The sequence below is a fragment of the Umezawaea sp. genome (assembly GCF_057122925.1).
In genome coordinates this window covers 185,600-210,531 of record NZ_DBNGPQ010000039.1, presented here as the reverse complement: position 1 = coordinate 210,531, position 24,932 = coordinate 185,600, and the positions used below count along the sequence as shown (strand labels likewise).

At 72.7% G+C, this 24,932-nt stretch carries 20 protein-coding genes and 1 pseudogene; 14 read left to right on the top strand and 7 right to left on the bottom strand.

Annotated elements, in window-relative coordinates; translation table 11 throughout:
* Positions 1-39: 39 nt before the first annotated feature.
* From AC156L_RS06555 to AC156L_RS06540, 4 genes are all read left to right on the top strand, one after another.
* Positions 40-2,181, top strand: a complete 2,142-nt coding sequence (locus tag AC156L_RS06555) for a GAF domain-containing SpoIIE family protein phosphatase (RefSeq protein ID WP_484406679.1) — start codon at positions 40-42, stop codon at positions 2,179-2,181.
* A 514-nt stretch (positions 2,182-2,695) separates the two neighbouring features.
* On the top strand, positions 2,696-3,205 hold the full coding sequence (locus AC156L_RS06550; protein ID WP_330876374.1) for an STAS domain-containing protein: 510 nt from the start codon (positions 2,696-2,698) through the stop codon (positions 3,203-3,205).
* A gap of 102 nt (positions 3,206-3,307) precedes the next feature.
* On the top strand, positions 3,308-4,444 hold the full coding sequence (locus AC156L_RS06545; protein ID WP_330876373.1) for an esterase/lipase family protein: 1,137 nt from the start codon (positions 3,308-3,310) through the stop codon (positions 4,442-4,444).
* A 902-nt stretch (positions 4,445-5,346) separates the two neighbouring features.
* Entirely contained in the window at positions 5,347-7,611 is a 2,265-nt protein-coding gene (locus AC156L_RS06540; protein ID WP_330876372.1) for a catalase, read from the top strand.
* A gap of 212 nt (positions 7,612-7,823) precedes the next feature.
* On the opposite strand, the gene AC156L_RS06535 is transcribed toward AC156L_RS06540, so the two are convergent.
* Complete coding sequence (locus AC156L_RS06535; protein ID WP_330876371.1) at positions 7,824-8,306, bottom strand: hemerythrin domain-containing protein; 483 nt, start codon at positions 8,304-8,306, stop codon at positions 7,824-7,826.
* Positions 8,307-8,481: 175 nt separating this feature from the next.
* Between AC156L_RS06535 and AC156L_RS06530 the strand changes: the two genes are divergently transcribed.
* Both AC156L_RS06530 and AC156L_RS06525 read left to right on the top strand, forming a co-directional pair.
* Complete coding sequence (locus tag AC156L_RS06530; RefSeq protein WP_330876370.1) at positions 8,482-8,871, top strand: MerR family transcriptional regulator; 390 nt, start codon at positions 8,482-8,484, stop codon at positions 8,869-8,871.
* 105 nt (positions 8,872-8,976) lie between these two features.
* Positions 8,977-9,900, top strand: coding sequence for an NADP-dependent oxidoreductase (locus tag AC156L_RS06525; protein ID WP_330876369.1), 924 nt, complete (start codon positions 8,977-8,979; stop codon positions 9,898-9,900).
* 22 nt (positions 9,901-9,922) lie between these two features.
* Here the strand turns inward: AC156L_RS06525 and AC156L_RS06520 are convergent.
* From AC156L_RS06520 to AC156L_RS06505, 4 genes and pseudogenes are all read right to left on the bottom strand, one after another.
* A pseudogene (locus tag AC156L_RS06520) lies at positions 9,923-10,622 on the bottom strand (SDR family oxidoreductase).
* A gap of 14 nt (positions 10,623-10,636) precedes the next feature.
* Positions 10,637-11,320, bottom strand: a complete 684-nt coding sequence (locus AC156L_RS06515) for a cysteine hydrolase family protein (protein WP_330876368.1) — start codon at positions 11,318-11,320, stop codon at positions 10,637-10,639.
* 26 nt (positions 11,321-11,346) lie between these two features.
* Positions 11,347-12,306 (bottom strand): cyclase family protein, encoded by a 960-nt coding sequence (locus AC156L_RS06510; RefSeq protein ID WP_330876367.1) that lies wholly within the window; start codon positions 12,304-12,306, stop codon positions 11,347-11,349.
* Positions 12,303-13,061, bottom strand: coding sequence for an HpcH/HpaI aldolase family protein (locus AC156L_RS06505; protein ID WP_330876366.1), 759 nt, complete (start codon positions 13,059-13,061; stop codon positions 12,303-12,305). Before AC156L_RS06505 ends, AC156L_RS06510 begins: the two co-directional genes overlap by 4 nt.
* Positions 13,062-13,194: 133 nt before the next feature.
* Here AC156L_RS06505 and AC156L_RS06500 point away from each other — a divergent pair, with 133 nt between their 5' ends.
* Positions 13,195-14,100: a LysR family transcriptional regulator gene (locus tag AC156L_RS06500; RefSeq protein ID WP_330876365.1), complete on the top strand. Its 906-nt coding sequence runs from the start codon at positions 13,195-13,197 to the stop codon at positions 14,098-14,100.
* Between the two features lie 372 nt (positions 14,101-14,472).
* Here the strand turns inward: AC156L_RS06500 and AC156L_RS06495 are convergent, their stop codons facing one another.
* Positions 14,473-15,774 (bottom strand): alpha/beta fold hydrolase, encoded by a 1,302-nt coding sequence (locus tag AC156L_RS06495; protein ID WP_330876364.1) that lies wholly within the window; start codon positions 15,772-15,774, stop codon positions 14,473-14,475.
* Positions 15,775-15,916: 142 nt separating this feature from the next.
* Complete coding sequence (locus AC156L_RS06490; protein ID WP_330876363.1) at positions 15,917-16,837, bottom strand: alpha/beta fold hydrolase; 921 nt, start codon at positions 16,835-16,837, stop codon at positions 15,917-15,919.
* Between the two features lie 57 nt (positions 16,838-16,894).
* On the opposite strand from AC156L_RS06490, the gene AC156L_RS06485 reads away from it, so the two are divergent.
* The 7 genes from AC156L_RS06485 to AC156L_RS06455 all read left to right on the top strand — a co-directional run bounded on the left by AC156L_RS06485 (position 16,895) and on the right by AC156L_RS06455 (position 24,843).
* Positions 16,895-17,470 (top strand): TetR/AcrR family transcriptional regulator, encoded by a 576-nt coding sequence (locus tag AC156L_RS06485; RefSeq protein WP_330876362.1) that lies wholly within the window; start codon positions 16,895-16,897, stop codon positions 17,468-17,470.
* Between the two features lie 118 nt (positions 17,471-17,588).
* Positions 17,589-17,918 carry a DUF3253 domain-containing protein gene (locus AC156L_RS06480; RefSeq protein ID WP_330876361.1) on the top strand — a complete coding sequence of 110 codons (330 nt, stop codon included), beginning with the start codon at positions 17,589-17,591 and terminating at the stop codon, positions 17,916-17,918.
* Positions 17,919-18,184: 266 nt separating this feature from the next.
* The gene (locus tag AC156L_RS06475) at positions 18,185-19,909 is read left to right on the top strand and encodes a non-ribosomal peptide synthetase (protein ID WP_330876360.1); all 1,725 of its coding nucleotides are present in this window, start codon (positions 18,185-18,187) and stop codon (positions 19,907-19,909) included.
* On the top strand, positions 19,906-21,555 hold the full coding sequence (locus AC156L_RS06470) for an AMP-binding protein (protein ID WP_330876359.1): 1,650 nt from the start codon (positions 19,906-19,908) through the stop codon (positions 21,553-21,555). The genes AC156L_RS06475 and AC156L_RS06470 overlap by 4 nt, the downstream gene beginning before the upstream one ends.
* Positions 21,552-22,661 carry a condensation domain-containing protein gene (locus tag AC156L_RS06465; protein WP_330876358.1) on the top strand — a complete coding sequence of 370 codons (1,110 nt, stop codon included), beginning with the start codon at positions 21,552-21,554 and terminating at the stop codon, positions 22,659-22,661. The genes AC156L_RS06470 and AC156L_RS06465 overlap by 4 nt, the downstream gene beginning before the upstream one ends.
* A complete protein-coding gene (locus tag AC156L_RS06460) occupies positions 22,652-23,659 on the top strand; it encodes a MupA/Atu3671 family FMN-dependent luciferase-like monooxygenase (RefSeq protein WP_330876357.1) in 1,008 nt (335 codons plus the stop codon). Before AC156L_RS06465 ends, AC156L_RS06460 begins: the two co-directional genes overlap by 10 nt.
* Positions 23,656-24,843 carry a cytochrome P450 gene (locus tag AC156L_RS06455; RefSeq protein ID WP_330876356.1) on the top strand — a complete coding sequence of 396 codons (1,188 nt, stop codon included), beginning with the start codon at positions 23,656-23,658 and terminating at the stop codon, positions 24,841-24,843. The genes AC156L_RS06460 and AC156L_RS06455 overlap by 4 nt, the downstream gene beginning before the upstream one ends.
* Positions 24,844-24,932: the final 89 nt, after the last annotated feature.

The following is a 24,932-nucleotide window of genomic DNA, read 5'->3' as shown; positions in this document are numbered from 1 at the left end:
TCGACCAGCGGAACGGATCCGTCACCAGACGCGCGTTCGGTGGACGATGCGGACATCCGGTCCCTCTTCGGGCAGTCCAGCGCGGCGTTCGCCACCTTGTCGGGACCCGCGCACGTGGTGGAGTCGGCCAACCGCGCGTTCGTCGAGGCGATCGGTGGCGGGGATCGCGTGCGCACCGGAACGCCGATCGGCCACCTGGTTCCCGAGTTGGCCGAACAGGGCGTCATCGCGTTGCTCGACGGCGTCTACCGCACCGGCACCCCCTGTTCGGCGCGGGACGCGAGGATCGTGCTCGGTGAGGCAGGAGCGGCGCGGGAGGCGTACTTCGACTTCACCCACGAACCGAGGCGCGACGCGGGCGGCAACGTCATCGGTGTGGTGGTGCTGGCGGTGGAGACGACGCGGACCAGGCACGCGCAGCGGTTGATCGCCGAGCACCGGGCGCTGCTGGAGCAGATCGCCCGGCAGGCGCCGCTGCGCGAGGTGCTCGACGGCATGGTGCGGGTGATCGAGCACTTCACCCCCGGCACCCTGGTCTCGGTGCTGCTGGCCGACGAGGACGGCAAGCACCTGAGGCACGGCGCCGCACCGAGCCTGCCGGACTTCTACAACGACGCCATCGACGGGATCGCCACCGGCGAGGGGATCGGCTCCTGCGGCACGGCGGCCCACCGCCGCAGCCCGGTCGTCGTCAGCGACATCGCGGACGACCCGTTCTGGGCGGACTTCGGGGAACTGGCGGCCGCCGCCTCGCTGGCGGCGTGCTGGTCCACTCCGATCCTGGCCCGCGACGGCCGCCTGCTGGGCACCTTCGCGATGTACCACCGCAGCCCGCGGCACCCCGAGGAAACGGACCTGGCCCTCGCCAGGGTGTTCACCGACACCGCGGCGCTGGCCATCGAGCGCCACCACACCGAACGGGCGCACGCCGCCGCCGAGGCCAAGGAGAAGGCTGCTCGCGACGACCTGGCCTTCCTGCTCGCGGCGGGAACCGCGCTGGCCCGCTGCCCGGAGTACGCGCAGACCTTGCAGTGCCTGGCCGACGTGTGCGTCCCGGCGCTGGCCCCGCTGTGCGCGATCGACGTCGTCGACGCGGGTCGGGTGAGGCGGATCGCCACGGCGACGCCCACCGCCGCGCAGACGGACCTGCTGACCGCGCACACCCCCGAACCCGGTGCCGTGACCAGGGTGCTGGCCACGGCGACCACCGAGATCGCTCGCAGGCCACCCACCGGCTCCGGTCCGTGGGACGCCCTCGCCATCACCGGTCACCTGTGCGTCCCGCTCACCGACCGGGGAGACGTGTTCGGCACCCTGACCCTGTTCAGCACCGAGGACGGGCCTCCGCTGGACGGGCGCGTCGTCCACCTCGTCGAGGAACTCGCCTCGCGGGCGTCGCTGTCGGCGCGCAACGCCCGCCAGCACACCGAGCGGGCACGGCTGTCGCACGACCTGCAAGCGGGCCTCCTGCTGCCCGACCTCCCGCGGTTGCCCGGTGCCGAGTTGGCCACCTACCACCACCCCGCGGGCGAGGGGTTGGAGATCGGCGGCGACTTCTACGACGTGTTCCCGCTGTCCGACGGGCGGTGGGCCTTCATGATCGGGGACGTCTGCGGTCGCGGAGCCAGGGCCGCCACCACGACCGCACTGGTCCGCCACACCGCCCGCGCCATCGCCCGCGTGCTGCCCGAACCGCAGGCCGTCGTCAAGGCCGTCAACACCGCCCTGCTGGACCGAGCAGGCAGCCACGGCTCCGGATTCGTCACGCTCGTCTACGGCCACCTGCACGACCACGGCGGACACCTGACGGTCGACCTCGTCCGCGCCGGGCACGTCGCCCCCCGGCTCGTGCTCGCCGACGGCACCGTCACGGCGGTCGAGCCCCCTGGCATGCTCCTCGGCGTCGTCGCGGACCCGCACCTCCGCACCCACCGCGTCGACCTGAACCCCGGTGAGAGCCTGGTGGTGGTCACCGACGGCATCACCGAAGCACGAGCCTCCGACGGCTCCCAGTTCGACGACTCGGGAATGGACGTCGCACTGGGGCGTGCTGCTCGTCCCCGCGCCCAGGACGTGCTCGAAGCGCTCATCACGGCGGTGACCGCGTTCACCGACGGCCACGAGGGGGAGGACGACCAGGCCGCACTCGTGCTGACCGCGAGGCCCCGAGACCCGCGATGATCGCCGGACCGGCCTGCTCCGCAACGGTTTCCGCCCGCGCTCGGCGCCGCGGCGGTCTTCTCGGGCCCGCTCCGGGTCGGGGTGGCACGACCGGGGCCGCCCGGACCTCCACCGCGACGTGCCCGGCCCGCTGCCGCGCGGTGAGGCCACCGACGCGGGGACGTGGCCGCGCACGCCACGGGCGTGGTGCGGGCGCACACGGGACGGCGTCGACGAGGCTGCGGGGACGCACCCCCGCCCAGCCGCGGGCCGAGGTCGTCCCACCAGTCGTCACCCGGACGTCGGCGGCGATGTCGATCCGGCCACTCGCGCGGGCCCCGTCCTCGTACGGGCCGGAAATCGGCAGCGGTTATGTCAAGATCAGCCGGCCAGCCGTGGGCGCGGTACGATGACGTCGTCCTCCGCCGAGAGTGCCTTGATCCCGCCCTCACGACGAGATCTCACGTGAGCAGGCGGCTTTTCGCGCATCGCGCTTCGGCGTGTCGGGCGATCGGGGGCCGTCCGGGAGCCGGCCATGACATTCGCTGAGTCCAACACCAATTCCGACACCGGTCCTTCTCCGGCTCGGGCCGACCGTGCGACGCCAACCGCGAACTCGACCCCGCTGAACGCGGTCCCGACACCCCGGTCGTCGCTCGGCCCACCGCCGCCCGTCGTGGTCGGCCGAGGCGGTTCGCCCGCGCTGGCGGTGACGGCACTGGCCGACAACCAGGCGATCGTGCTCGTGGTGGAGGGCGAGATCGACCTGAACACCGCGCCGATCCTGCGCCGCGCACTCGAATCCGCCGCGGTGCCCAGCCCCGCGCTGATGGTCGTGGACCTGTCCGCCGTGAACTTCCTCGCGTGCGCGGGGCTGGCGGAACTGGTCGCCGCCCACCGCAGGGCCGGGGGTCGCACCCGCCTGAGGGTGGTGGCGAGCGGACGAGCGGTGCTCCGCGTGCTGGAGCTCGGCGGCCTGGACAAGCGGTTGAACGTCTGTCGGACCCGTTCGCAAGCGCTCGCACCGACCCGGAACGACCTATGACCGGTGCCACGCCGGGACACGGGTGTTCGACGTCGATCGGGGGTATCCGTCGTGGGCCGCTGACTCCGCGGTGAGACCCACCGAAGGACGAGGTGCACCCGCATGGCGCTCGGCCCAGCGACACCCGTCCCGACGGACGGGCGCCGCCTCGGCACCGACCTGGTGACCCGGGTGGTCGACACCGTGGTGGACACGGTCCGATCGCTGCCGGACCTGGCCGTCTCGAAGGCGCGGATCCCCGGAGCGCTGGTCAAGTCCACGACCGGGCAACGAGTGGTCGGGTTCGCCAACGGCGCGTTCGGCGAGCACGCCGCCTCGCGCGGTGACGCCCCGCCCGCGGCGATGTCCGTTCGACTCGACCACCGCGGGCTCCGCCTGGACCGGGACTCGCTCGCGGCGGCGTTCCCCTCGGCGACGGGACGCCTGGTGGTCTTCCTGCACGGCCTGGTCGACACCGAGCGCTCCTGGTTCCACACCGATCCACTCGGACGGGAACGTCCCGGCACGGACTTCGGCAGCAAGCTCGCCACCGCTCTGGCGTGCACCCCGGTCTACCTGCGTTACAACTCCGGCCGCCACGTCTCCGACAACGGCCGTGAGCTGGACCACCTGCTCGACGAGTTGGTCGACGGGTGGCCGGTGGAGGTCACCGACGTCGTGCTGGTGGGGCATTCGATGGGTGGGTTGGTGGCGCGCAGCGCCGTGCACCAGGGCAACGCGCGAGCGGCTGGGTGGGTCTCGTCGGTGAGCAGGCTGGTGTGCCTGGGGACTCCTCACGCCGGAGCGCCTCTGGAACGGTCAGCCGCCCGCGTCGCGGCGCTGCTCGCCCGCGTCCGACCTGCCGCGCCGCTGTCCTGGCTGCTCGCGCTGCGCAGCGACGGCATCAAGGACCTGGCCGGGGGGCTGCTGCACGAGCACCAGTGGGCGGGCGGCCAGGACAGCGGGCCGTCGGACGCGGTGCTGCCGGATGGCGTGCGGCAGCTGTACGTGGTCGCGACGGTGTCCCGCTCCGAGGACAGCGTGCTGAGCCGTGTCGTCGGTGACCTGGTGGTGAGCACCTCCAGCGCCGCCGATCCAGAGCGGAACGCCGACCGGCGGTGGCTGGGCGGGCTCACCCACTTCGACCTGGTGCGCCACGAGACCGTCCACCAGACCCTGCTCGACTGGTTGAGCACGACCGGCCGAGCAGGGGACGGGGGACCGCGCTCGGTCGTGGAGATCGAGGAACGGGCCGGTTGAGGCCGGTCCCACCGCTCGCGTCGACCCCCTGCGAGGATCCCTCAATCACTCGAACGAGTAAACCTGTGGTGGCGGGGGTAGACATTCGCTGGTGGATGTGTGTAGTCTTCTCCTCGTTGGAAGAGAGAAAGTCAGTGGCACGGGAGATGACGAACTACCCGTGAGCTAGGTGCGAGACGGCCGGACGTGCTGGAGCCAGACGGTGAAGGGGCTCCTCGGCAGTGGGCCAAGGATGATCGGCGAAGTGATTCCGGCACGTGCATCAGGTCCGGAGGCCGATCGTCGCGTGAGTGCACGAGTTGGTTGTCAGAGGAGAAGGGAAGGGTTGCACACCATCGGATCGCCCGTTCCAGGGTGAACTCCGCCTGGCGGGTACCGCGGTTCCATCGGATTGGAAGGTGGTCTTCGGTTACGCACACGCGATCCACGCAGCGTCCGCTTCTAGGGCGGGCTTTGCGGACAGAGGATGTCGATCTCACGGTCGACTAGGTGGAAGTGGAATCCAACAACCCTCGGGGCCCCGGCGCTACGGCGCCGGGGCCCCTCGTGCTGCAGAGGCCTGATGGCCCAGGGGGAACCACGAGGAACCAGGTCCCGGAGTCGACGCGCGCGGACGGCGGGTTCTCGGTCGCCTCACCGTGACGCCCGATCGCCGCACGCCCTCCGGGGGAGTGCGGGCGCTGAGCCTCGGCCGGTGCGCTCCTTCCCGCGGGAGAACCGACGACGCCGGTGCCTGCGGGTCCCGGTGGCGGCGACGTGGCCCCCACGCCCGCTCGCAGGCGGGTTCGGTCGTGCCCCGGACCCGCTCACCGCGGCTCGTCATCTGATCCGGGTCATCTGGAGTGGGGCACGAAAACGTGGGTACTCGTCCGGGACGTGCCCACCACCACGAGGAGGACGAAGTGGCCCCCAGCAAGCCGGGCAAGCTCGTCAAGACCGCCCTTTCCAAGGCCGTTGAAAAGGTCGCCGAGCTGGTGAACCCCCCCATTCCCGGCGCCCCCAACAGCGAACCGCCCGCCCTCGTCGAACCGACCGAGCCGCGCGGCCCGCTCAAACCCAAGCCCGACCAGACCGGGCCGGAGACGGTCACGCCGACCGGCGCTCCCACCGGCGCTCCGAAGCTGTCGAAGGGCCAGCAGGGCGAGTACCTCACCACCTCGGGCGGGGCGCGCCTCCGCGACACCGACCACTCGCTCAAGGCGGGGGAGCGGGGCCCGACGCTGTTGCAGGACCACCACCTGCGAGAGAAGATCACGCACTTCGACCACGAGCGGATCCCGGAGCGGGTCGTCCACGCCCGTGGCTACGGCGCGCACGGCGTGTTCGTCGGGTACGGCACGGCCGAGAACATCTGCCGGGCGGGCTTCCTGGGTGACGGCGTCGAGACGCCGGTGTTCGTGCGGTTCTCGACGGTCGTCGGGTCGCGCGGGTCGGCGGACACCGTGCGCGACACCAGGGGCTTCTCGACGAAGTTCTACACCCAGGAAGGCAACTTCGACCTGGTCGGCAACAACATCCCGGTGTTCTTCATCCAGGACGGCATCAAGTTCCCCGACATCATCCACGCGGCGAAGCCGCACCCGGATCGGGAGATCCCGCAGGCGCAGAGCGCGCACGACACGTTCTGGGACTTCGTGTCCCTGCACACCGAGGCCACCCACCACGTGATGTGGCAGATGTCCGACCGCGGCATCCCCCGGTCCTACCGGACCATGGAGGGCTTCGGGGTCCACACGTTCCGCCTCGTCAACGCCGAGGGGGGCACCGCGCTCGCGAAGTTCCACTGGAAGCCGAAACTGGGCGTGCACTCCCTGGTGTGGGAGGAGGCGCAGATGATCAGCGGTGTCGACCCGGACTTCCACCGCCGCGACCTCGCCGACGCCATCGAGTCCGGCGCGTACCCGCAGTGGGAACTCGGTTTGCAGGTCTTCCCGGACAATCCCGAGCAGACGTTCGAGGGCATCGACCTGCTCGACCCGACGAAGATCGTGCCGGAGGAGCTCGCGCCGGTGCAGCCGGTGGGGATGCTGACGCTCAACCGCAACCCGATGAACTACTTCGCCGAAACCGAACAGGTCGCCTTCCACCTGGGCAACCTCGTGCCGGGCATCGACGTCACCGACGACCCGCTGCTCCAGGCACGGCTGTTCTCCTACCTCGACACCCAGCTCACCAGGCTCGCCGGACCCAACTTCAACCAGATCCCCATCAACCGCCCGCACGTGCCGGTCAACGACATGCTCCGGGACGGCTTCCACCAGCACGCCGTGCACGCGGGCGTCGCACCGTACAAGCCGAACACCCTCGACGGCGGCAACCCGTTCGAGGCGGGCGTCGAAGACCGGCCGTTCCTCGAAGTGGCACAACCACTGCCGAAGTCCTCGAAGGTCCGGCAGTCCCCGGCCTCCTTCGCCGACCACTACACGCAGTCGAGGCTGTTCTGGCAGAGCCTCTCGCCGGTCGAGAAGGAGCACGTCGTGCGGGCGTTCACCTTCGAACTGGGCAAGTGCTACGAACAAGCGATCAAGGAGCGCCAGCTCGCCGTGCTGGCCAACGTGGACCCCGTGCTGTGCCAGGAGGTGGCCACAGGGTTGGGACTGCCCGCGCCGAAGGCCGCGGAACGACCGAAGGACGTCACCCCCAGCCCCGCGCTGTCCCAGATCGGCCAGACCTGGCCGACCGACGGGCGCATCATCGGCATCGTGGTCGACCCCGCCGACCTCGACGGCGTGCGCGCGGTCCGGGAGTCGATCCTGGCCGCGGACATGGTGCCGCTGCTGATCGCGCCGACCGGCGGACCCCTGGACGCCGACAGCGGTCTGGTCGCCCAGCGCACGTTCCTCACCGCCCGGTCGATCGAGTTCGACGCGCTGCTGCTCGCGGGCAGCCCGCCGCCCGGTGTCGACGCCCTGCCCGCCAGGGACGACAAGGCGGGGGCGCCGGGTGGCACCGTCGACCCGCGGGTGATCCTCATGATCCAGGAGTGCTTCCGCCACGCGAAGGCCATCGGCGCGTGGAACAACGGGCGCGTCGCACTGGAGACCGCGGGCTGTGCCGCGGGGCCGGGGATCGTGGTGGGGGACCAGCCGTCGACGGTGCTCACGGAGGTGACGGCGCTCCTCGGCGCTCACCGCGTGTGGGAACGCTTCCCCGCGTCGATCGCCTGACAGCCGGTCAGGACCGGTGCGGCGGCTCGGACCCGTCGCGTGCGGTCGTCGGCCGGAGGCCGATCCGCGCGGGTGGCGGTCGGGGCAGGCAGGTGCTCGGGGCGGCGGTCATCCGCGGTCCCGAGCACGCGTCGTCGGCGATGACCAGGAGTTGACGTCGGGCCCCCGCTCCGTCTCGTCCGGACCGGACGAGACGGAGCGGGGGCCTTCCACTACTTCGAGGCGGCGCTGCGCAGCGCGAGCGGGTCGCGCGGGGCGTCGGCCTTCGCCGTGATCATGCGCGCACCCAGTTCTTGCAGGCGTTTGCGCCCCAAGGCCTTGCGGACCTCGGGAAACCACTCCTGCTCCTCTTCCTCGACGTGGTGGCGGACGTTCTCCGTGAGCACGGCGACCTTCGCGTCGAAGTTCTCCGCCTTCGGATCCATGCCGTGCAGTTCGGACAGCATCCACGCCACGACGTGGTGCTCCTCGACGCTTTCCAGGACGTGGTCCTCGGTCTCCGGCACGGCCTCGCGGGCGGTGGGGTAGAAGATCTCCTCCTCGATGTAGGCGTGCACGGTCAGCTCCTCGATGATGGAGTCGACCAGCTCCCTCTTCTCCTGGAGAGCGTCGTCGTCGGCCTGTTCGAACCGCTTGAACAACTTCTCGACCGTCTTGTGGTCCTCTTTGAGCAGAACGATCGCATCGGTGGACATGATTGCCTTCCCTGATGTCGGTGAACAGGTTCCGGATTCGCGACGACGTCCCGTCGTTCGCCGTCACGGCCAGTTCGTCTGGGGTTGCCCACAGGACGGCTGGTTCAACCGGTGTCGACAACCGCTCGGACGTCCAACGGTGTGGACCCGGAGCACGCGGACGTACGCTTGAGGGATGCGGATCGGCGAGCTGTCCAAGCGCACGGGCGTGAGTGCGCGTTCCCTGCGTTACTACGAAGATCAGGGTCTGCTGACCAGTTCGCGCTCCGAGGCGGGGCAGCGCCACTACTCCGACGCCCAGGTCCAGCGGGTGTCGCTCATCCGGCAGATGTTCGACGCGGGCATGTCCAGTCGGGTGATCGCGACCGTGCTGCCGTGCGTGGACATCCCCGATGACCTGGACGTCGCCGAGGAGACGTTCGCGGCCATGACGCGCGAGCGCGACCGGATCGACGCCGACATCGCGCACCTGGTCGACACGAGGAACGCGCTCGACATGCTGATCAAGGCCAACAGCAGGCACCGGGCGGCGCTGTCCGCGGAACCGGTGACCCGGTCGGCCTGATGCTGTGACCCGCGCCTCAGCCGCTTGCCCTTTACATCGATGTCAGGGGTGAGGATGGCGACAGCGCCCGGAGCCACCGGGTCGGTCAGCCAGGAGGCGGCGGAAATGGGACAGGCATGGGGATTCAGCAGGTACGGCGGGCCCGGGGTGGTGGAGTTCTTCGATCGTCCCGACCTCGTTCCCGGTCGCGGTGAGGTGCTGATCCGGGTCGACGTCGCCGGGGTGAACCCCCTCGACCACCTCCTGCGCTCGGGGCTGGTTCCCGGTCTTGACGGCGGGCGTCCGTTTCCCCTCGTGCTGGGCATGGAGGCGGCGGGAACCGTTCTCGCGCTGGGTGAGGACGTCGACGGGCTTGAGGTGGGCGACGCGGTCTTCGGGTTCGCGCTGACCGGTGGCGGCACCTACGCCGAGACGACCGTGCTGTCGGCGCCGAACACCGCGCGCATCCCGGCGGGTCTGTCGGCGACCGCGGCGGCGACGCTGCCGGTGGCCGGGACGACCGCGGTGGACGCGCTCGACCAGCTCGGCCTCCCGGCCGGTGCCACGATCCTGGTCAACGGGGTCGGCGGCGGGGTCGGTGCGGCCGTCGCCCGGCTGGCCGCCAGCCGTGGGCTGCGGGTGATCGGCACCGGGAGCACCGCCAAGCGCGAGCACGCCGAAGCCGTCGGGGTGCGGTTCGTCGACTACACCGCCGAGGACGTCGTCGCCGCGGTGCGGGAGCTGGTTCCGGACGGCGTCGACGGGATCGTCGACCTGGCCGGGGGGACCTCGCTGCGGACGGTCGCACCGCTGGCCCGCGACCCCCGCACCGTCATCTCCGCGGGGGACGTGTCGGTGCCCGATCTCGGTGGGCGTTTCGTCGAACGTCGCCTCGACCGCGAGAACCTGGAACGGGCCGCCCGCCTGGCGCTGGACGGGGTCCTCGCACCCGTGATCACCGCGGTCCACCCGCTCTCCGACGCCCCGGCCGCCCTCGCGACCGTCGAGAACGGTCACACCTCGGGCAAGGTGGTCATCAAGGTGGCCTGAGCGCCTGGGCGAATCCACGGTGTCAGGCCTGTGCGGTGGGGCGCACGGCGATCTCGTCGACGTCGGCGGGCTGGTCGACGCCGAACACGATCGCCCTGGCGATGGCGTCGGGCGTGATGGCCACCGCGTCGCGCTGGGCCTCCAGCGCGGCACGGACGTCCGGATCGGAAGTGCCGGTCACGAGGTCGGTGGCCACGAAACCAGGACTGGCCAACGTCACCCGGACGTCCGGACCCGACTCCACGCGGAGGCCGTCGCACAGCACGCGGACCGCGGTCCTGGTGGCACCGTGGACGGCCATCGTGGGCGTCGGAACCATGCCCGCCACCGACCCCACCGCCACGAACTGGCCCCCACCTCGGCGCCGGAACACCGGCGGCGCGGCACCGATGCCGTGCAGGACCCCCTTGCGGTTCACGTCGACCACCCGGTCCCACTCCTCGACCTTCACCTCGTCGAGGGCGGAGATCGGCCCGACGTCCGCGTTGTTCACGACCTCGTCCACCCGCCCGAACTCGGCTTCCGCCGCCGAGACGAGGGCAGGCACGTCCGCTCACGTCCGTCGCGACGGCCACGGCCCGCCCCCCGGCGGACCGGATCTCCTCGACCACCTCGTCGAGCGCCGCGGCGGTGCGCCCGCCGAGCACGACCTCCGCCCCTCGCGCGGCGAGGCTGGCCGCGGTCGCCCGCCCGATCCCGCCGCCGGCTCCGGTGATGACCACGACCTCGTCCTCGATCACACTGTCCTTCCGGTATCGATGACGGTGTGCTCGGCGGGAGGAAGCCGCCGGTGCCACACCCGTGTCCAGCGGGTCGCGACCCGCTCCTCGCCAGGGCTGGGCACGAGTTCGGCCCAGGGAGCCACGGTCGCGAACACCGCGCTCATCGCGGCCAGCGAGGGCTCCTGGTACCGCTCGTGGGCGGCGGTGGCGTCGGAGGCCACCGCGACGTCGAAGCGGCGCTCCAGCGCCGACCGCACCGTCGACTCGACGCACACGTTCGTCAGCACCCCGGCGACCACCAGGCGCTCGACCCCCAGTCCGCGCAGGGTTTCCTCCAGGGCGGTGTGCAGGAACGCGTCGTAGCGGTCCTTGTCCACGACCACGTCGCCCGCCGCGGGCGCCAACCGGTCCAGGACCTGGGCGTCCCAACTGCCGTGGCAGAGCATCCGCGGCTCGACGGCGAAGACCGGTGCCGCCGCCTCGCGCCACGCCGGGGACATCTCCGGCCCGCCCTCGCTGATGACGTGCCGGGTGTAGACCACCGGCAGCCCGGACGCCCGTGCGGAGGCGATCAGCGCCTCGGCCGCGCCGGTGGCGGGTTCGGCGTCCGGGAGCCCCATCCCGGCTCGGGCGAGTGATCCGTCCGGGTGCAGGAACCCGTTCTGCATGTCGACGATCAGAACCGCTGTGCTGGGCACGGGGTGAGGTCCTTTCCGCTGGGTGGTCAGAAGATCGCAACGGGGTTGCTCGCGCTGGAGGTCACGCCGACCACCCGCCACGGCAGCGCGGCGAAGAAGAACTCCCACCGGCCCTCCTCCCGGCACACGGCGGCGAGTTCGGTGAGCTCGACGTTGTCGATCAGCCAGAGGCCGAGCGCCACGAGACCGACGGCGTGCACGGGTCTGGTCAGGTCCGGGCCGTAGCCGGAGGGCTGCACGTCCTGGACGCCGTCGTTGCCCAGCACGGCGACGTCGCGCTCGCGCAGGAACGGCAGGCAGCTCGCGTGCAGCCCGGCCTGCCGGGCGGCCGGTCCGACGGCGTCGGGGCCCTCGCGCAGGATCCTGGCCACGTTGCCGGTGCGCACCAGCAGCGCGTCACCGGGGCGCACCACCACGCCCTGGCGCTGCTCCGCCGCGGTGAGCTCGTCGGGCGTCACCGGGTGGCCGCGCTCCAGCCAGTCGACGCCGTGCAGCGCCGCGACGTCCAGCAGCACGCCCCTGGTGAGGAAGCCGTGGACGGCGTGGTGCACCGACAGCCGGCGCGCGCCGCCGAGCGACGTGGTCTCGGAGGCGGGGAAGCCGTTGTAGTTGAGGCCGTCCCACGAGTAGTGGGCCAACCCGTCGACGTGGGTGTTCGAGCCGTGCGCGGCGATGCCGACGAACTCGGTCACCGCGTCGAACCTCAACGGCCGCCCGAAGTGCTCCTCGACCTCGTGGGTGCCGGTGAACCGCTGCACCGCGGAGTTGCCCGACGCCAACGGGTCCGGGTCGCGCGGGTCGACGTCGCGGGACAGCGAGACGGCGCGCCCGGTGCGGATCGACGCGGCGGCCGCGGCGCGGACCTCGTCGGTGATGGTGTTCAGCGTGCCCAGGCGGTCGTCGTCGCCCCAGCGGCCCCAGTTGGACAGCGAGGTGAACAGGTCGAGCACCTCGTCCTCGGTCAGGTCCGTGCCCCGCCCGCTCATCGCCGCGCCTCCAGCAACCGGTGCAGCCCGTCGAACAGCACGCCCCGGTCACCGGCGAGCGTGACCGTCCGCGACACCACGTCCGGCGGCTCCCAGGCCGCGTTCGCGACCACGTACTCGATCCCGGCGTCGTGACAGGCCCGGACCACGCGGTCGTGCGCCTCGCGGACGTCGGCGTGGGCGAGGTCGCCGTCGAGACCCCTGGCCACGCTCAGGTCGAAGGGGCCGAAGGCGAGCCCGTGAACGCCCGATCGCGACGCGATGGCCTCCACGTCCTCCACCCCTCCGGGGTCCTCGATCAGCCCGAAGACCAGGACGTCCTCGTCGGCCCGCCGCCGGTCACCGGCCCAGTCGGTCGTGACGTGCCCGACCGAGCGCACCGCCGGGCACGCGCCGCGCCGTCCCGCCGGGGCGTAGCGGGCCGCTGCCACGAGCGCGGTCGCCTCCTCCACCGTGCGCACGTGCGCGGCCATGATCCCGGCCGCGCCCAGGTCCAGGACGCGCTGGATGAACGACGGGTGGTGGTCGGGCACGCGCACGATCGCGTCGATCCCGACGGCGTCCGCGCCGCGGACCAGGTCGCGGACCTCCGCCAGCGACAACGAGCCGTGCTCGGCGTCGATCCAGGCGTAGTCCACCCCGGCCTGCCCGGCGACCTCCACCACGTCGGGGCTGGGCAGCTGCACCGCGACCCCGTAGGCGACCGCTCCCGCTTCCCACGCCGCGCGAATGCGGCGCGGACGTCTCGTCAGCATCCGTGGTTCCCTCTCGGCTCGTTCGGACTCGTTTCCGGTAGATCGACCGTAGAGCCGGTACAGGGCCAACAGTTTCGGTATTGTCGAAAGTTGTGTCGACAGCGCACCACCCCGATCGGTCGGGGAGCCCGGCGTGAAGCCCCAACTGGCCCACATGCAGGTCTTCCTCGCCCTGGCGCGGACGGGCAGCGTGACCGCGGCGGCCCACGACCTGCGCCTCGCGCCGTCCCGGATCAGCGAACGCGTTCGGGAACTGGAGTCCGAGCTGGGTGTCGGCCTCTTCGACCGCACCACGCGCCCGGCGACCCTGACCGCGGCGGGTGAGGCGCTGCTGCCGCGCGCGCGGTCCATCGTCGCCGAGTTCGACCTCGTCGAGACGATGTTCCGCACCCCGCCATCACCCCCCGTCCGCGTGGGCGTGCGCTCGCTGCCCGCGGAGTTCCGCGCATCGTTGGTGGAGGGGATCGTCCGGCCCGCCGTCGGGAGGTCGTCGCTGTCGCTGCGACCGCTGGACTCGCACCAGCAGCTCGACCTGCTGCGCTCCCGCGACCTGGAGCTGGGCCTGCTGTGGAGCGAACTCCGCGACGACGGGGAACTCGACCAGCTCCCCCTGCTGGAGGAGCGCTTCGTGATCGCGGTTCCGGACACGCCGCGGTTCCACCGCCTCGACCGGATCGGCCCGGCCGACATCGTCGGACTGCGCCTGGCCACCAACATCGACCCCTGGACGTTCCCCGAGGTCCTCCACCCCTACCTGGAGATGGTCCCGCTGGTGGACCGGATCAACGCCGCCGTCGAGGACGGTCTGCTGATGCTGCTGTCCGACGGGGTGCACTGCTCCTTCGTGCCCGCGGGCTGGCAGGACCACAGCCACTTCGCGTCACCCCACGGCGAACGGATCCTGCTGCTCCCCCTGCTGGACCCCCAGCCCTCGATCGTGACCTACCTGACCTGGCGTCGGGACCGCCGTGACGAGGCGCCGATCAGCCGGGTCCTCGACCGGGCGCGCCGCCGGTTCCCCGAGCCCCACCGGCGGTGAGGGTGTCGCGTGGTCGAGCGTCGTCCGGACGAGCAGTGCGGCGCCGGTGGCGCCACCGGCGAGAACGGCACCTGCATCAACGTCCAACCGCTCGACGGCCACACCGGAGACCGGCAGAACAGCGTGCGAGCCGATGTCGAGCGCGAGGACCTGCCACGGCGGACGGCGGACGGCTCGCCGGCGGCGTGGCGCACGTGTGGGTGGGCCGCAGACCGGGGGAGCCGACCGAGCGGACGCGGGAGCGCCGGGACGTGATCGTTCGGACGCGCGATGTCCTGCGGTCGTTGGCGGACGGCTCGCCCGCGGTGGCGTCGCGATGCGGGGAGCGGGCCGGGCGTTGACCGGGTTCACGGACAGCCCGGCGGCTCGGCGTCACCAGGGTGCTTCCGTCGCGGTGTACGGCTCGGCGGGCAGGGCCCCTCCGGTGAGGAAGGCGGTGACGGCGCTGCCGGTGTCGGCAGGCTCGTCGGCGAGGACGGAATGGCCCGCGCCGTCGATGGTCAGCATCGTCGCTCGGGGGAACGTGTCGCGGTACTCGCGGGTCACCTCCCAGCGGAGGTAGTCGCACCGCGCCCGCAGAACCAGGACGGGGGTGTGGTTCTGGCGCAGCGCCGGGCGAGGGTCGGCGGCCTTCGACGCCGAGGCGAGGGTGGCGACGTTGACCCAGAGGCTGTACCCGGCGGTGGCGTCGACGGGCCGTTCGGCCCCGGCGGCACCGGGGCAGCCGGAACCCATGGTGAGACTTCGCACGAATTGCTGGTAGAGCCCGTCCGCCGTGTCGGCGGACATCAGTGTCCGGGCCGCGCGCAATCCGCCCACCTGGGCCAGGAAGTACGTGGCCGCGAAGCGGGTGTGCTTCGCGAACTGCTCGGTCTGGTCGTTGGCTGCGTTCGGCGTGAGGCTGCCGTCCTCGAAGGAGTCGCTGGACATGGCTCCAGGGCTCGCCACGACAGCTTGTGCGACCTTGTCCGGGTGCGCGGCCATGTAGTGAGCGGTGAGCTGCCCGCCCCAGGACGAACCGATCAGCACCATCCTCGGAGCCGCCAACTCCTGTCGGATGGCGTCGAGGTCGGCGACGTGCCGGTCGATCGTGTAGTCCTTCGGATCGAGCCGGCTCGACTGGCCCGCACCGACCTGCTGGTAGGTGTACACGGCGAATCCGGCGGCCGCGAGGCGCCCGGCGAACTCGTCGTTCGGGTGGGTCGGGGCTCCTGGGCCGCCGTGGACGAGCAGCACCGGTTCGGCGTGCGTGACCTTCCCTGCGGTGCGGACGTAGCCGATCCGGGAGCCGGTCGGCAGGTCCCAGTGCTGAACGGCGGACGAGTCGGGCAGCGGTGTGTAGGTTGCGGGCGCTCCGAACCAGGTCCAGGACAGCCCGGCCGCCAGCACGAGCGACATCGTGAGGCAGACGCCCTCGGTCAGCCGTCCGCGGCCCTCTCGGAGTCGAACCGACCACCGCGCCAAGCCGGTTGCGCACGCGAGCGCGACGAGCGTGGCGACGGCGTAGGACAGCACCGCGTTCTCGGTCGTCTGCGCGGTCACGAGCAGGACGGCGAAGTAGAGCAGGACGGAGGTGAACACCGCTGCGACCGCCACGAGCCACGCGGAGGCGATGCGGAATCCGCCGGGTCGGACGCCATCCGCCGTGGCGGAGGTGGAGGTGGTGTCGGCCATGGTTTCGACGCTATCGGGACGGAATGGCCCTACCATCCACCCGCGGTGGCCCCTGGTGGTGGTCCTCCGGTATCACCGCCGTAATACCGCAGGACCACCACACGTGGTCGCGGGCACCGCCGGGGCGCGGCCGACGTCGGTCTCACCGTCGAATCGGAGAACCGTTCCGAGGATCGGTGAGGAAGTCCTCCAGGAATTCGGTGAACCGCGCGGGCTGTTCCTCGGCCACGTAGTGGCCGCAGTCCTCGACGACCACCTCGGTGACGTCGTCGGCGGCCAGCCGCATCGTCTCGGCGACGAGCGCGCCGCCGTACCGCGCGCCGCCGACGGCGAGCACCGGCAGGGTCAGCCGGGTCTTCCGGCGCTGCTCGTTCTGCGCGATCGTCTCGTCCAGCGCCCGGTAGTACGCGAAGCTCGCCCGCAGTCCGCGGGGATCCGCGACGATCGCGTCGACGTAGACGTCGACGGCGTGCGCGGGGATCGCGGTCGGCGTGGCGCCCTTGGTGGCGAACTGGTGGCCGAAGTAGAGGCGCTCCCGCCCCCGGACCAGTTCCTCGTTGAGGCCGGTGAGCCGGTTGAAGCCGAAGTGCCAGAGCCGCTGGTTGACCGCGGCGGAACTGAAGACCGACGGGGCCGGGGTGAGGCCGGGGATGATCGCGTCCACGACGGCGAGCCTGCCCACCCGCTCGGGGTGGTCGGAGGCCAGGGCGTACCCGGTCCACATGCCGATGTCGTGGCCGACCACGTCGAACCGGTCGTGCCCGAGCGCGGTCATCAGCGCGACCAGGTCGGCGGCCAGCGTGCCCACGTCGTAACCGTCGTCGGGCTTGTCCGAGAGTCCGGCTCCGCGCGGGTCGACGGCGACGACGGTGTGCTCGCGGGCGAGCGCGGGCATCACCTCCCGCCAGGCGTACCAGGTCTGCGGCCAGCCGCCGACCAGCAGCAGCGGCGGGCCGTCCCCGCCGGTGACCGCGTGCAGCCGCAGCCCGTCCAGTTCCACGAGCCTGCTGGTGAAGACGTCGGTGAACCCGTCGGGCAGCGGCAGCGATCCCAAGGTTGTCATGGCGGCGACCCTACCCATCTTGGAACGATCAGTACAAGATGTGTAGGCTGACGAACCATGGCGGGTCGCAAGCAGTTCGACGTGGACGAGGCGCTGCGACGTGCGATGCACGTCTTCTGGCGCTGGGGCTATTCGGAGGCCTCGATCGACCGCCTGACCGAGGGCACGGGCCTGGGTCGGGGCTCGCTCTACGGCACCTTCGGCGACAAGAGCGCCCTCTTCCGGAAGAGCCTCGAACGGTACGCGCAGACCTACCACCCGCTGTACGAGCAGGCCTTGTCCGGCCCCCACCCGAGCCCGAGCGCCGTGGTGGCCGCCTACCTGGAGGTCACCCTGAACCGCATCGCCGACCCGGCGGTCCCGGACGGCTGCCTGCTCACGATGTCGGCAGCGCAGTTCCCGGCCATCGACGCGGAGGGCCAGGCGATGGTCCGCGCCATGATCGACCGCGTGCGGGCGGTGCTGGAGCGGGCGTTGCGGGCGGCGGGGGCCGAGGAGCAGGAGGCGGCAGAACTGGCGTTGTCCGCGCTGGCGACGAACAAGTCCCTGGCGGTGCTGAGCCGCACCGGATTCTCCAGCGCGGACCTGGCGACCGTCGCCGCGGTCGCCGCCCGCGTCCCCGGCCGCCGTTGAACGGTCCTTGATCAGGTCCGGGTCGGGGCCGGGACCCGTCGAGCCGTGCACGCGGTGCCGCTCCCGACGGCTCCCGCGTTCGGCTGTGGGGTGTCCGGAACGGACCTACGCTCGGACGATGACGGACGGGCGGTTGCGCGCCGAGTTGACCTCGATCGGATCGACGTCGGCGGAGGTCGCGCTGTCCGACGCGCCCGTCGGGGAGCGGCTCGAAGCCGCCTTGCTGGCCCTGGCCGAGCACCGGGCTCCGCGCACCACGTGCCCGTCCGACGCGGCGCGCGCGGTCGGTGGCGCGGACTGGAGGGGCCTGATGGAGCGGACCAGGGAGATCGCGAGGGACCTCGCGCGCCGCGGCGCCGTCGAGGTCACGCAGCGCGGTGAGGTGCTCGACGTGGACGGGGCGTGGCGGGGTCCGATCCGCGTCCGTCTCGCGCGACCAGGCCGGTAGACCCGCCGGGGAACTCCCGAACCGGTGACCAGGCGTCGTGCCGGTGAGGAGTCGGCGATCTCGGTGTTGGTCTCGACACCCGCGCCCTGGCAGCACCGGAACGTGCTCCGGTCGCCACCGCCCCCACCGGGGCTGGGGTGGGCCGCGATGGCGGATCCGGGGTGGGCGGTGGCCGACCCGCTGAGACGGGGACTTGCTCGCTCGCACGGCCGTGGGTGAAGGTCCCTGCCGGGTGTGGTGATCGAACCGAGGGGAGAGGAGCACCGGTGGATCTGGACGCACTTCCCGCCCGCGGTTCGCTCTGCGACGTCGTGGCGGGCCTGGCTCGGCGCGCGCCGGATGACGTCGCGGTGGCCGACGCCGCCTCGACGGTGACCTACCGCGAGTTGGACCGCAGGACCGACGGCCTCGCGGCGGCGCTGCGGGCGGAAGGCGTGCTGCCCGGTCACGTCGTCGCGCTCGTGGTCGACCGGGGGCTGGAGTACGTCGAAGCCGTGCTGGCGGTGTGGAAGGCGGGAGCGGCGTTCCTGCCGCTCTCCACCTCGTACCCGGAGACCTGGTCGTTGGCGCTCGTCGAACGGGCGGGCGTCACGGCGGTGCTCGGGGGGACCGCGGTCAGGCGGCTGCCCGGACCGCCCCACCTGGACCTCGCCCGCCTCGGCACGACGCCGGGCACCGGGGACCTGCCCCGATCCGCGCCGGAGGACCTCGCCTACGTGATGCCGACCTCGGGCACGACCGCCGAGCCGAAGCTCGTCCTGGTCGAGCACGCGGGCGTGCGGAACCTGGTCGACGTCCAGCGCGCGCACTTCCCGGACCTCGGGCCCGGCGCCCGCGTGCTCCAGTTCGCCTCCCCGGCGTTCGACGGCGCGGTGTTCGACCTGGTCATGGCGCTCGGGCACGGCGCCCGGCTCGACGTGCCGCCGCGGGAGGTCGTGGCGGGGGACGACCTCGCGACCACGCTGCTCGACCGCGGGGTGAGCCACGCCGTGCTGCCCGCCGCGGTGGTCCGGACGCTGCCCGAGCAGGACTACCCGGACCTGCGGGCCCTCGTCAGCGTGGGGGAGGTGTGCTCGCCGTCCACGGCGGCGAGGTGGCGGGACCGGGTGACCTTCGTCAACGGCTACGGGCCCACCGAGACCGCGGTGTGCGCGACCCTGCACACCGTGACCGCCGCCGACCCGGCCGCGCCCGAGGTGCCCATCGGTCGTGCCGTGGCCGGGACCACGGCGCTGGTGGTCGACGAGCACCTGCGACCCGTGGTCGACGGCGAGGTGGGGGAGATCGTGCTGGGAGGGCCGCACGTGGGCCGCGGCTACCTCGGTGACCCGGACCTGACCGGTCGGCGGTTCGTCGACAACCCGTTCGGCGCGGGGAGGCTGTACCTGACCGGGGATCTGGGCAGGCGCTCGCCCGACGGCGTGCTGACCTTCCTCGGCCGCGGTGACGACCAGCTCAAGGTGCGGGGTGTCCGGGTCGAACCGGGTGCCGTGGAGCACGCGCTGACCGCGCTGCCCCCGGTCCGCGAGGCGGTGGTGTCCGGGCGCGCCACGGACGAGGGCACGACCCGGCTGGTCGCGCACGTCGTGCTCGACGACGGCCCGCCGGTGACCGGAACCGCGATCCGGGTCGCGCTGGTCGGCGAGGTCCCGCGCCACCTGGTGCCGGACGAGGTGCACGTCGTGCCGCGGCTGCCCCTGACGGCCAACGGCAAGGTCGACCGCTCGCGCCTGCCCGTTCCCGCGACCGACGACGTCGCCCGCACCACGACCGAGCAGGCCGTGTCCCGGATCCTGGAAGGGCTACTCGGCGTGGACGGCGTCGGCGTGCACGAGCACATCCTCGACCTGGGCGGGCACTCGCTGATCGCCACCCAGCTCGTGGCGCGCTCGCGCGCGGCGTTCGGCGGGGTGGTGGACCTGAAGCTCGTGCTGGGACGGGGCACCGTCGCCGCCATCGCCGACGCGATCGACCGGGCGCGGGCCACGTGAGCGGCGCGACCGTCCCCGAGGTGCTGGAGGAGCGCGCCCGCGAGCCGGAACGCCCGGCGATCCGGCAGACCGACGGCACGTCGCTGACGTTCGGCGCGTGGCACGCCAGGGCGACCGGGTTCGCCCGCAGGCTGCGGGCCTCGGGAGTCGGCACGGGGGACCGGGTGGGCCTGCTGTTCGGCGAGGACGAGTGGACCGACCACGCGGTGGCGTTCTGCGCCGTGCTGATCGCGGGCGCGACGGCGGTCCCCCTCTCCACGCGCCTCCCGGACACCCTGAGGAACGACCTGCTGGCCCGCTGCGAGGCGCGGACGCTGGTCCACGGCAGGACGGCGGTGGCGTTCGCGGGCGGCACGACGACGGAGGCGACCGACGGGCCCGTCGCGGGGTTGGACGTCGTCTCGCCCGAGGCGCCCGCCCAGGTCCTGTTCACCTCCGGCACCGACGGGAGCCCCAAGGGCGTGGTGGCCACCCACGCCAACCTCACCCACGGCTACGCGCCGCGGCGGCTGCGGGGGCGCCCGCGGTACTTCGCCCACGCCTTCCCGATCGGCACGAACGCGGGCCAGACGATGCTGCTCAACGCCCTGACCGCCGAAGCGACGGCGCTGGTGGCGCGGCACCCGGACGTGGAGGAGCTGTGCGCCGCCGTCGAGCGGTACCGCGCGGACTCGCTGTTCCTGGTGCCCGCGACCGCCGTCGAGCTGGTCAACTCCGCGGCGTGGTCGCGGTACGACCTCACGTCGTTGGCGCTGGTGGGGTCCACCGGGGCCGCGTTGCCGCCCTCGGTCGCGCTGGAACTGGCTCGTGCGCTGCCCGACGCCGCGCTGGTGAACTACTACAGCTCCACCGAGGCGGCTCCCGGCCACGTCGCGATGGCGTTCGACCCGACCAGGCCGACCGCGCTGGGCACGGGTGACGTGCGGGTGGTCGGGGAGGAGGTGTGGTTGCGCGCCCCGGTGGCGCCGCGAACCCCGCTGCACGACGACGGTTCCCCCGTCCCGGTCGACGGCTGGATCCGCACCGGGGACCTGGGGCGGATCGACGACGACGGGTACCTGCACCTGATCGACCGCGAGTCCGACGTGGTGAAGGTCGGCGGGCACCGGGTGTCCACGCTCGCGGTCGAGGCGGCGCTGCACGAGCACCCCGGTGTGCTGGACGCCGCGGTGCTCGGACTGCCCCACCCGAGGTCCGGCACGGTGCTCGCCGCCGCGGTCGTGACCGCGTCGGCGGACGTGGTCGAGGGGCTGCGGGTGTTCCTGGCCGAGCGGCTGTCCCCGGCGGAGGTGCCTTCGCGGCTGCTGCGGGTGGACCTGCTGCCGCGCAACACCGCGGGCAAGGTGGTCAAGCGCGACCTGGTGGGCCTGTTCGCCGTGGAGGCGGTGCTGCCGCTGGAATCGCCGGTGGAACGCGCCCTGGGACTGGTGTGGAGCACGCTCCTCGGCCTGCGCGAGGTGCGCGCCGACGACGACTTCCTCGCCCTGGGTGGAGATTCGCTGCTCACCCTGCGGCTGGCCAGGCTCTGCTCGGCGGAGTTCGACGTCGACCTCTCCGCCGCGGCCCTCTTCGCCACGCCGGTGCTGGCCGCGCAGGCCCGGTTGATCCTCGACCGCCTCTCCCCGCTGGACGCGCGGTGGAGGTGATCGGGCGACCCGCCACCACCGCGGAGGCGGGCGTCTGGTTCGTGGAGCAGGCGGGTGTCGCGGGCCTCGCCTACACCCTGGGCCTCACGGTCTCGTTCGGGCCCACCCTCGACGTCGACGCGCTCCTGTCGGCCTGTCGAGCGGTGCTCGACCGCCACCCGGTGCTGCGCGGCGCCATCGAGGACCGCGACGGACTGCCGTGGCTCGTGCCCGCGCGGGAGCAGCCCGAGGTGCGGCACGTCGAGCGCGTCTCGGTGGCGGAGGAGATGGCCGCGGGGTTCACCGTCCACACCGGACCGCTGTGCCGGTTCACGGTCGCCTCCGCTGAACGGCTGCTCGTGTTCACCGCCCACCACTCGGTGTTCGACGGGCACTCCAAGGACGTGCTCGTGCGGGACCTGGCCGCGTTCTACCGGAAGGCGCCGCCCGCCCCGCTGCCTGCCCCGGAGCCCCGACGGCCGCCGCTCGCGGCCGCACGGGAGTTCTGGCGGTCGCGTCCGCACCGCGCCGCGCGGTTCTCCGCCGCGCCGGGGCAGGGGTGGGCGGGTGTGCTGACCCGCGAGGCCTCGGCGAGGCTGGACGCGGTGGCGGAGGACCTGGGGGTGACGCGGTTCGAACTCCTGCTCTCGGTGTTCCGGTTCGTCGCGGGCGGTCTCGGTGACCTCACCATCGCCCTGTCCACCAGGACACCGGGCGAATCCGACCACGTAGGACTGTTCGTGAACGAACTCCCGTTGCCGTGCACGGTGCCGCACGACGTGCCCGTGACCGACCAGGTCCGCGCGGTGCGCCGGGACCTGCGCGCGCTCTACCCGTTCCGCGGCACGCCGTTGAGCGCGGCGGGTGCGCGGCCCTCGCTGTCTCCCACGGCGATCTCGATGAGCTACCGGCGCCGGGTCGAACCCCCGTCGTTCGCGGACTCGCGCGTGGACTGGACGACGTCGGCCGGGGTGGCCCGCAACCTCCTGCACCTGACCGTCGTCGACGGTCCCACGACGGTGGTGACGATGCTGCACCCCCGCGGGACCCGCGCACCCGTGGAGGAGTTCACCGAGGTGCTGCGCGACGCGATCGGCCTGAGCCCCGCGGAGCCCCCGTGGACCTGAGCCTGTTCTACTTCACCGCCGACGCGGGCGAACGGTCCACGGCGGACGCCTACCGGCTGCTGCTCGACGGCGCGAAGTTCGCCGACGACAACGGGTTCGACGCGGTGTGGACACCGGAGCGGCACTTCCACCCGTTCGGCGGCCCGTACCCCAACCCGTCCGTCACGAGTGCCGCCATCGCCGCGGTGACCACGCGGATCGGGATTCGCGCGGGGAGCGTCGTGCTGCCCCTGCACGACCCGCTGCGCGTGGCCGAGGAATGGGCCGTGGTGGACCAGCTCTCCGGCGGCAGGGTTGGGCTGGCGTTCGCCTCGGGCTGGCACGCGGTCGACTTCGCCCTGGCGCCGCGGGCGTTCGAGCACCGGCGGCGGGACTTCGTCCGGCTGCTCGACGAGGTGCGCACGCTGTGGCGGGGCGGGACGGTGCGCCGGGTCGACGGGCGCGGAGCCGAGGTCGACCTGGCCGCCTACCCCCGCCCGGTGCGACCGGACCCGCCCGTCTGGATCACCAGCGCGGGCGACCCGGCCACGTTCGAGCTGGCGGGCGGGCTCGGGGCCAACGTGCTGACGCACCTGCTCAACCAGGAGGTGGACGACCTCGCGGCCAAGATCCAGCGCTACCGGACGGTTCGCGGCGCCGGGGGCAGGGTGACCCTCATGCTGCACGCGTTCGCAGGCCCGGACGACGCCACCGTGCGCGACGTCGTGCGCGAGCCGATGCGGCGGTACCTGCGGCGCTCGCTCGACCTGTCGGCCAGGGTGGTGGGCGGGGACCTCTCCGAGGACGACGTCGACTTCCTGGTCGACCGGGCGTTCGAGCGCTACCTCACCAGGGCTGGCCTCTTCGGCGGGCCCGCGACCTGCGCGGCCTTCCTCGACCGGCTCACCGGGATCGGTGTCGACGAGGTCGCCTGCCTGATCGACTTCGGTGTCGACACGACCACCACCCTGCACGCGCTGCCGCACCTGGCCGCCGTGCGAGAGAGGAGTTCCCGGTGAACGCCCCCGCTTTCCCGTTCCCCTCGGGCAACCGGCTGGCCCCGGCCCCGGAGTTCGCCGAGCGCCGGGAGACCTGCCCGTTCGGCACGGTCACCCTGCCCAGCGGGGACGAGGCGATCCTGCTGGTCCGGCACGAGGACGTCGCCGCTGCGGCGGCCGAGCCGAGGCTGTCGCGCAACCACGTCCTGCCCGACGCGCCGAGGAACAGCGCCGAGCCGAACTTCCTCTACGACCCCGAGCTGCTGATCAACCAGGCGGACGAGGCGCACGACCGCGTGCACCGGATCGCGACGCAGGCGCTGAACAACACCCGCGTCGCGAGGTACGTCCCGGTGGCCGAGCGGGTGGCCCGCACGCTGCTCGACGCGATGGGGCCGACCGCGGACCTGGTCGAGGAGTACTGCGCCACGCTCCCGCTGCTCACGATGTGCTCGCTGCTGGGCATCCCCGAGGCCGACGCGGATCGCGTCCGGCGCTGGTCGGGCGCCTACACCCTGGCCACCCCGGTGCCGCCCGAGCAGCGGGCCGACCTGGTGGCGGAGTTCACCGCGTACCTGCGCGAGGTCGTCGCCGCACCGCGCCCCGACGCTCCGCTGCTGCTCGACCTCGTGACGCCGCCGGACACCGACGCCCGGCTCGACCGGGACGAACTGGTCAGCATCGTGCGGCTCCTGGTGTCCGCCGGGGTCGAGGCGCCGAGCGGTGTGCTGGGCCGGTCCGTGCTCGCCCTGCTCAGCGACGACGCGGCGCACTGGACGGCGCTGGTCGGGAACAGGGAGGCCGTGCCCGCGGCCGTGGACGAACTGCTGCGCCACGTGCACATGGGCAACGTGGCCGCCCTCCGGGTGGCGACCGCCGAGGTCCGCCTGCCCTCGGGCACGGTCGCCAGGGGGCAGGCGGTGCTGCTGGCGTGGATCGCCGCACTGCACGACCCGGCCGCCTACGACGATCCCGACCTGTTCCTGGTGGACCGGCCCGCCCGCAAGAACATCGGGTTCGGGGGTGGACGGCACTACTGCCCCGGCGTCGGTCTCGCCCGAGCCCTGCTGGCGGTCGCCCTCGACGCCCTGCTGGACCGGGCGCCGGGACTGCGGCTCACCGTGCGACCGGACGAGATCGTCTTCGCCGAGCGCGACATCGGCACCCTCGTCACGTCGCTCCCCGTCCGGCTGGGGCCGCGGTAGCGGGCCGCGGCGGGTCGTGCGCCAGGGGCCGTTCCACCGCGCGCCGGTGGAGCCGTGTGCCGCGCTCGACTGGTCCGCACGGCGGCCGT

Coding starts and splice junctions, on each gene's coding strand:
- AC156L_RS06550 (WP_330876374.1), top strand. CDS start 2,696: ATGACATTCGCTGAGTCCAACACCAATTCCGACACCGGTCCTTCTCCG.
- AC156L_RS06545 (WP_330876373.1), top strand. CDS start 3,308: ATGGCGCTCGGCCCAGCGACACCCGTCCCGACGGACGGGCGCCGCCTC.
- AC156L_RS06535 (WP_330876371.1), bottom strand. CDS start 8,306: ATGTCCACCGATGCGATCGTTCTGCTCAAAGAGGACCACAAGACGGTC.
- AC156L_RS06530 (WP_330876370.1), top strand. CDS start 8,482: ATGCGGATCGGCGAGCTGTCCAAGCGCACGGGCGTGAGTGCGCGTTCC.
- AC156L_RS06525 (WP_330876369.1), top strand. CDS start 8,977: ATGGGACAGGCATGGGGATTCAGCAGGTACGGCGGGCCCGGGGTGGTG.
- AC156L_RS06510 (WP_330876367.1), bottom strand. CDS start 12,306: ATGAGCGGGCGGGGCACGGACCTGACCGAGGACGAGGTGCTCGACCTG.
- AC156L_RS06505 (WP_330876366.1), bottom strand. CDS start 13,061: ATGCTGACGAGACGTCCGCGCCGCATTCGCGCGGCGTGGGAAGCGGGA.
- AC156L_RS06495 (WP_330876364.1), bottom strand. CDS start 15,774: ATGGCCGACACCACCTCCACCTCCGCCACGGCGGATGGCGTCCGACCC.
- AC156L_RS06490 (WP_330876363.1), bottom strand. CDS start 16,837: ATGACAACCTTGGGATCGCTGCCGCTGCCCGACGGGTTCACCGACGTC.
- AC156L_RS06485 (WP_330876362.1), top strand. CDS start 16,895: ATGGCGGGTCGCAAGCAGTTCGACGTGGACGAGGCGCTGCGACGTGCG.
- AC156L_RS06480 (WP_330876361.1), top strand. CDS start 17,589: ATGACGGACGGGCGGTTGCGCGCCGAGTTGACCTCGATCGGATCGACG.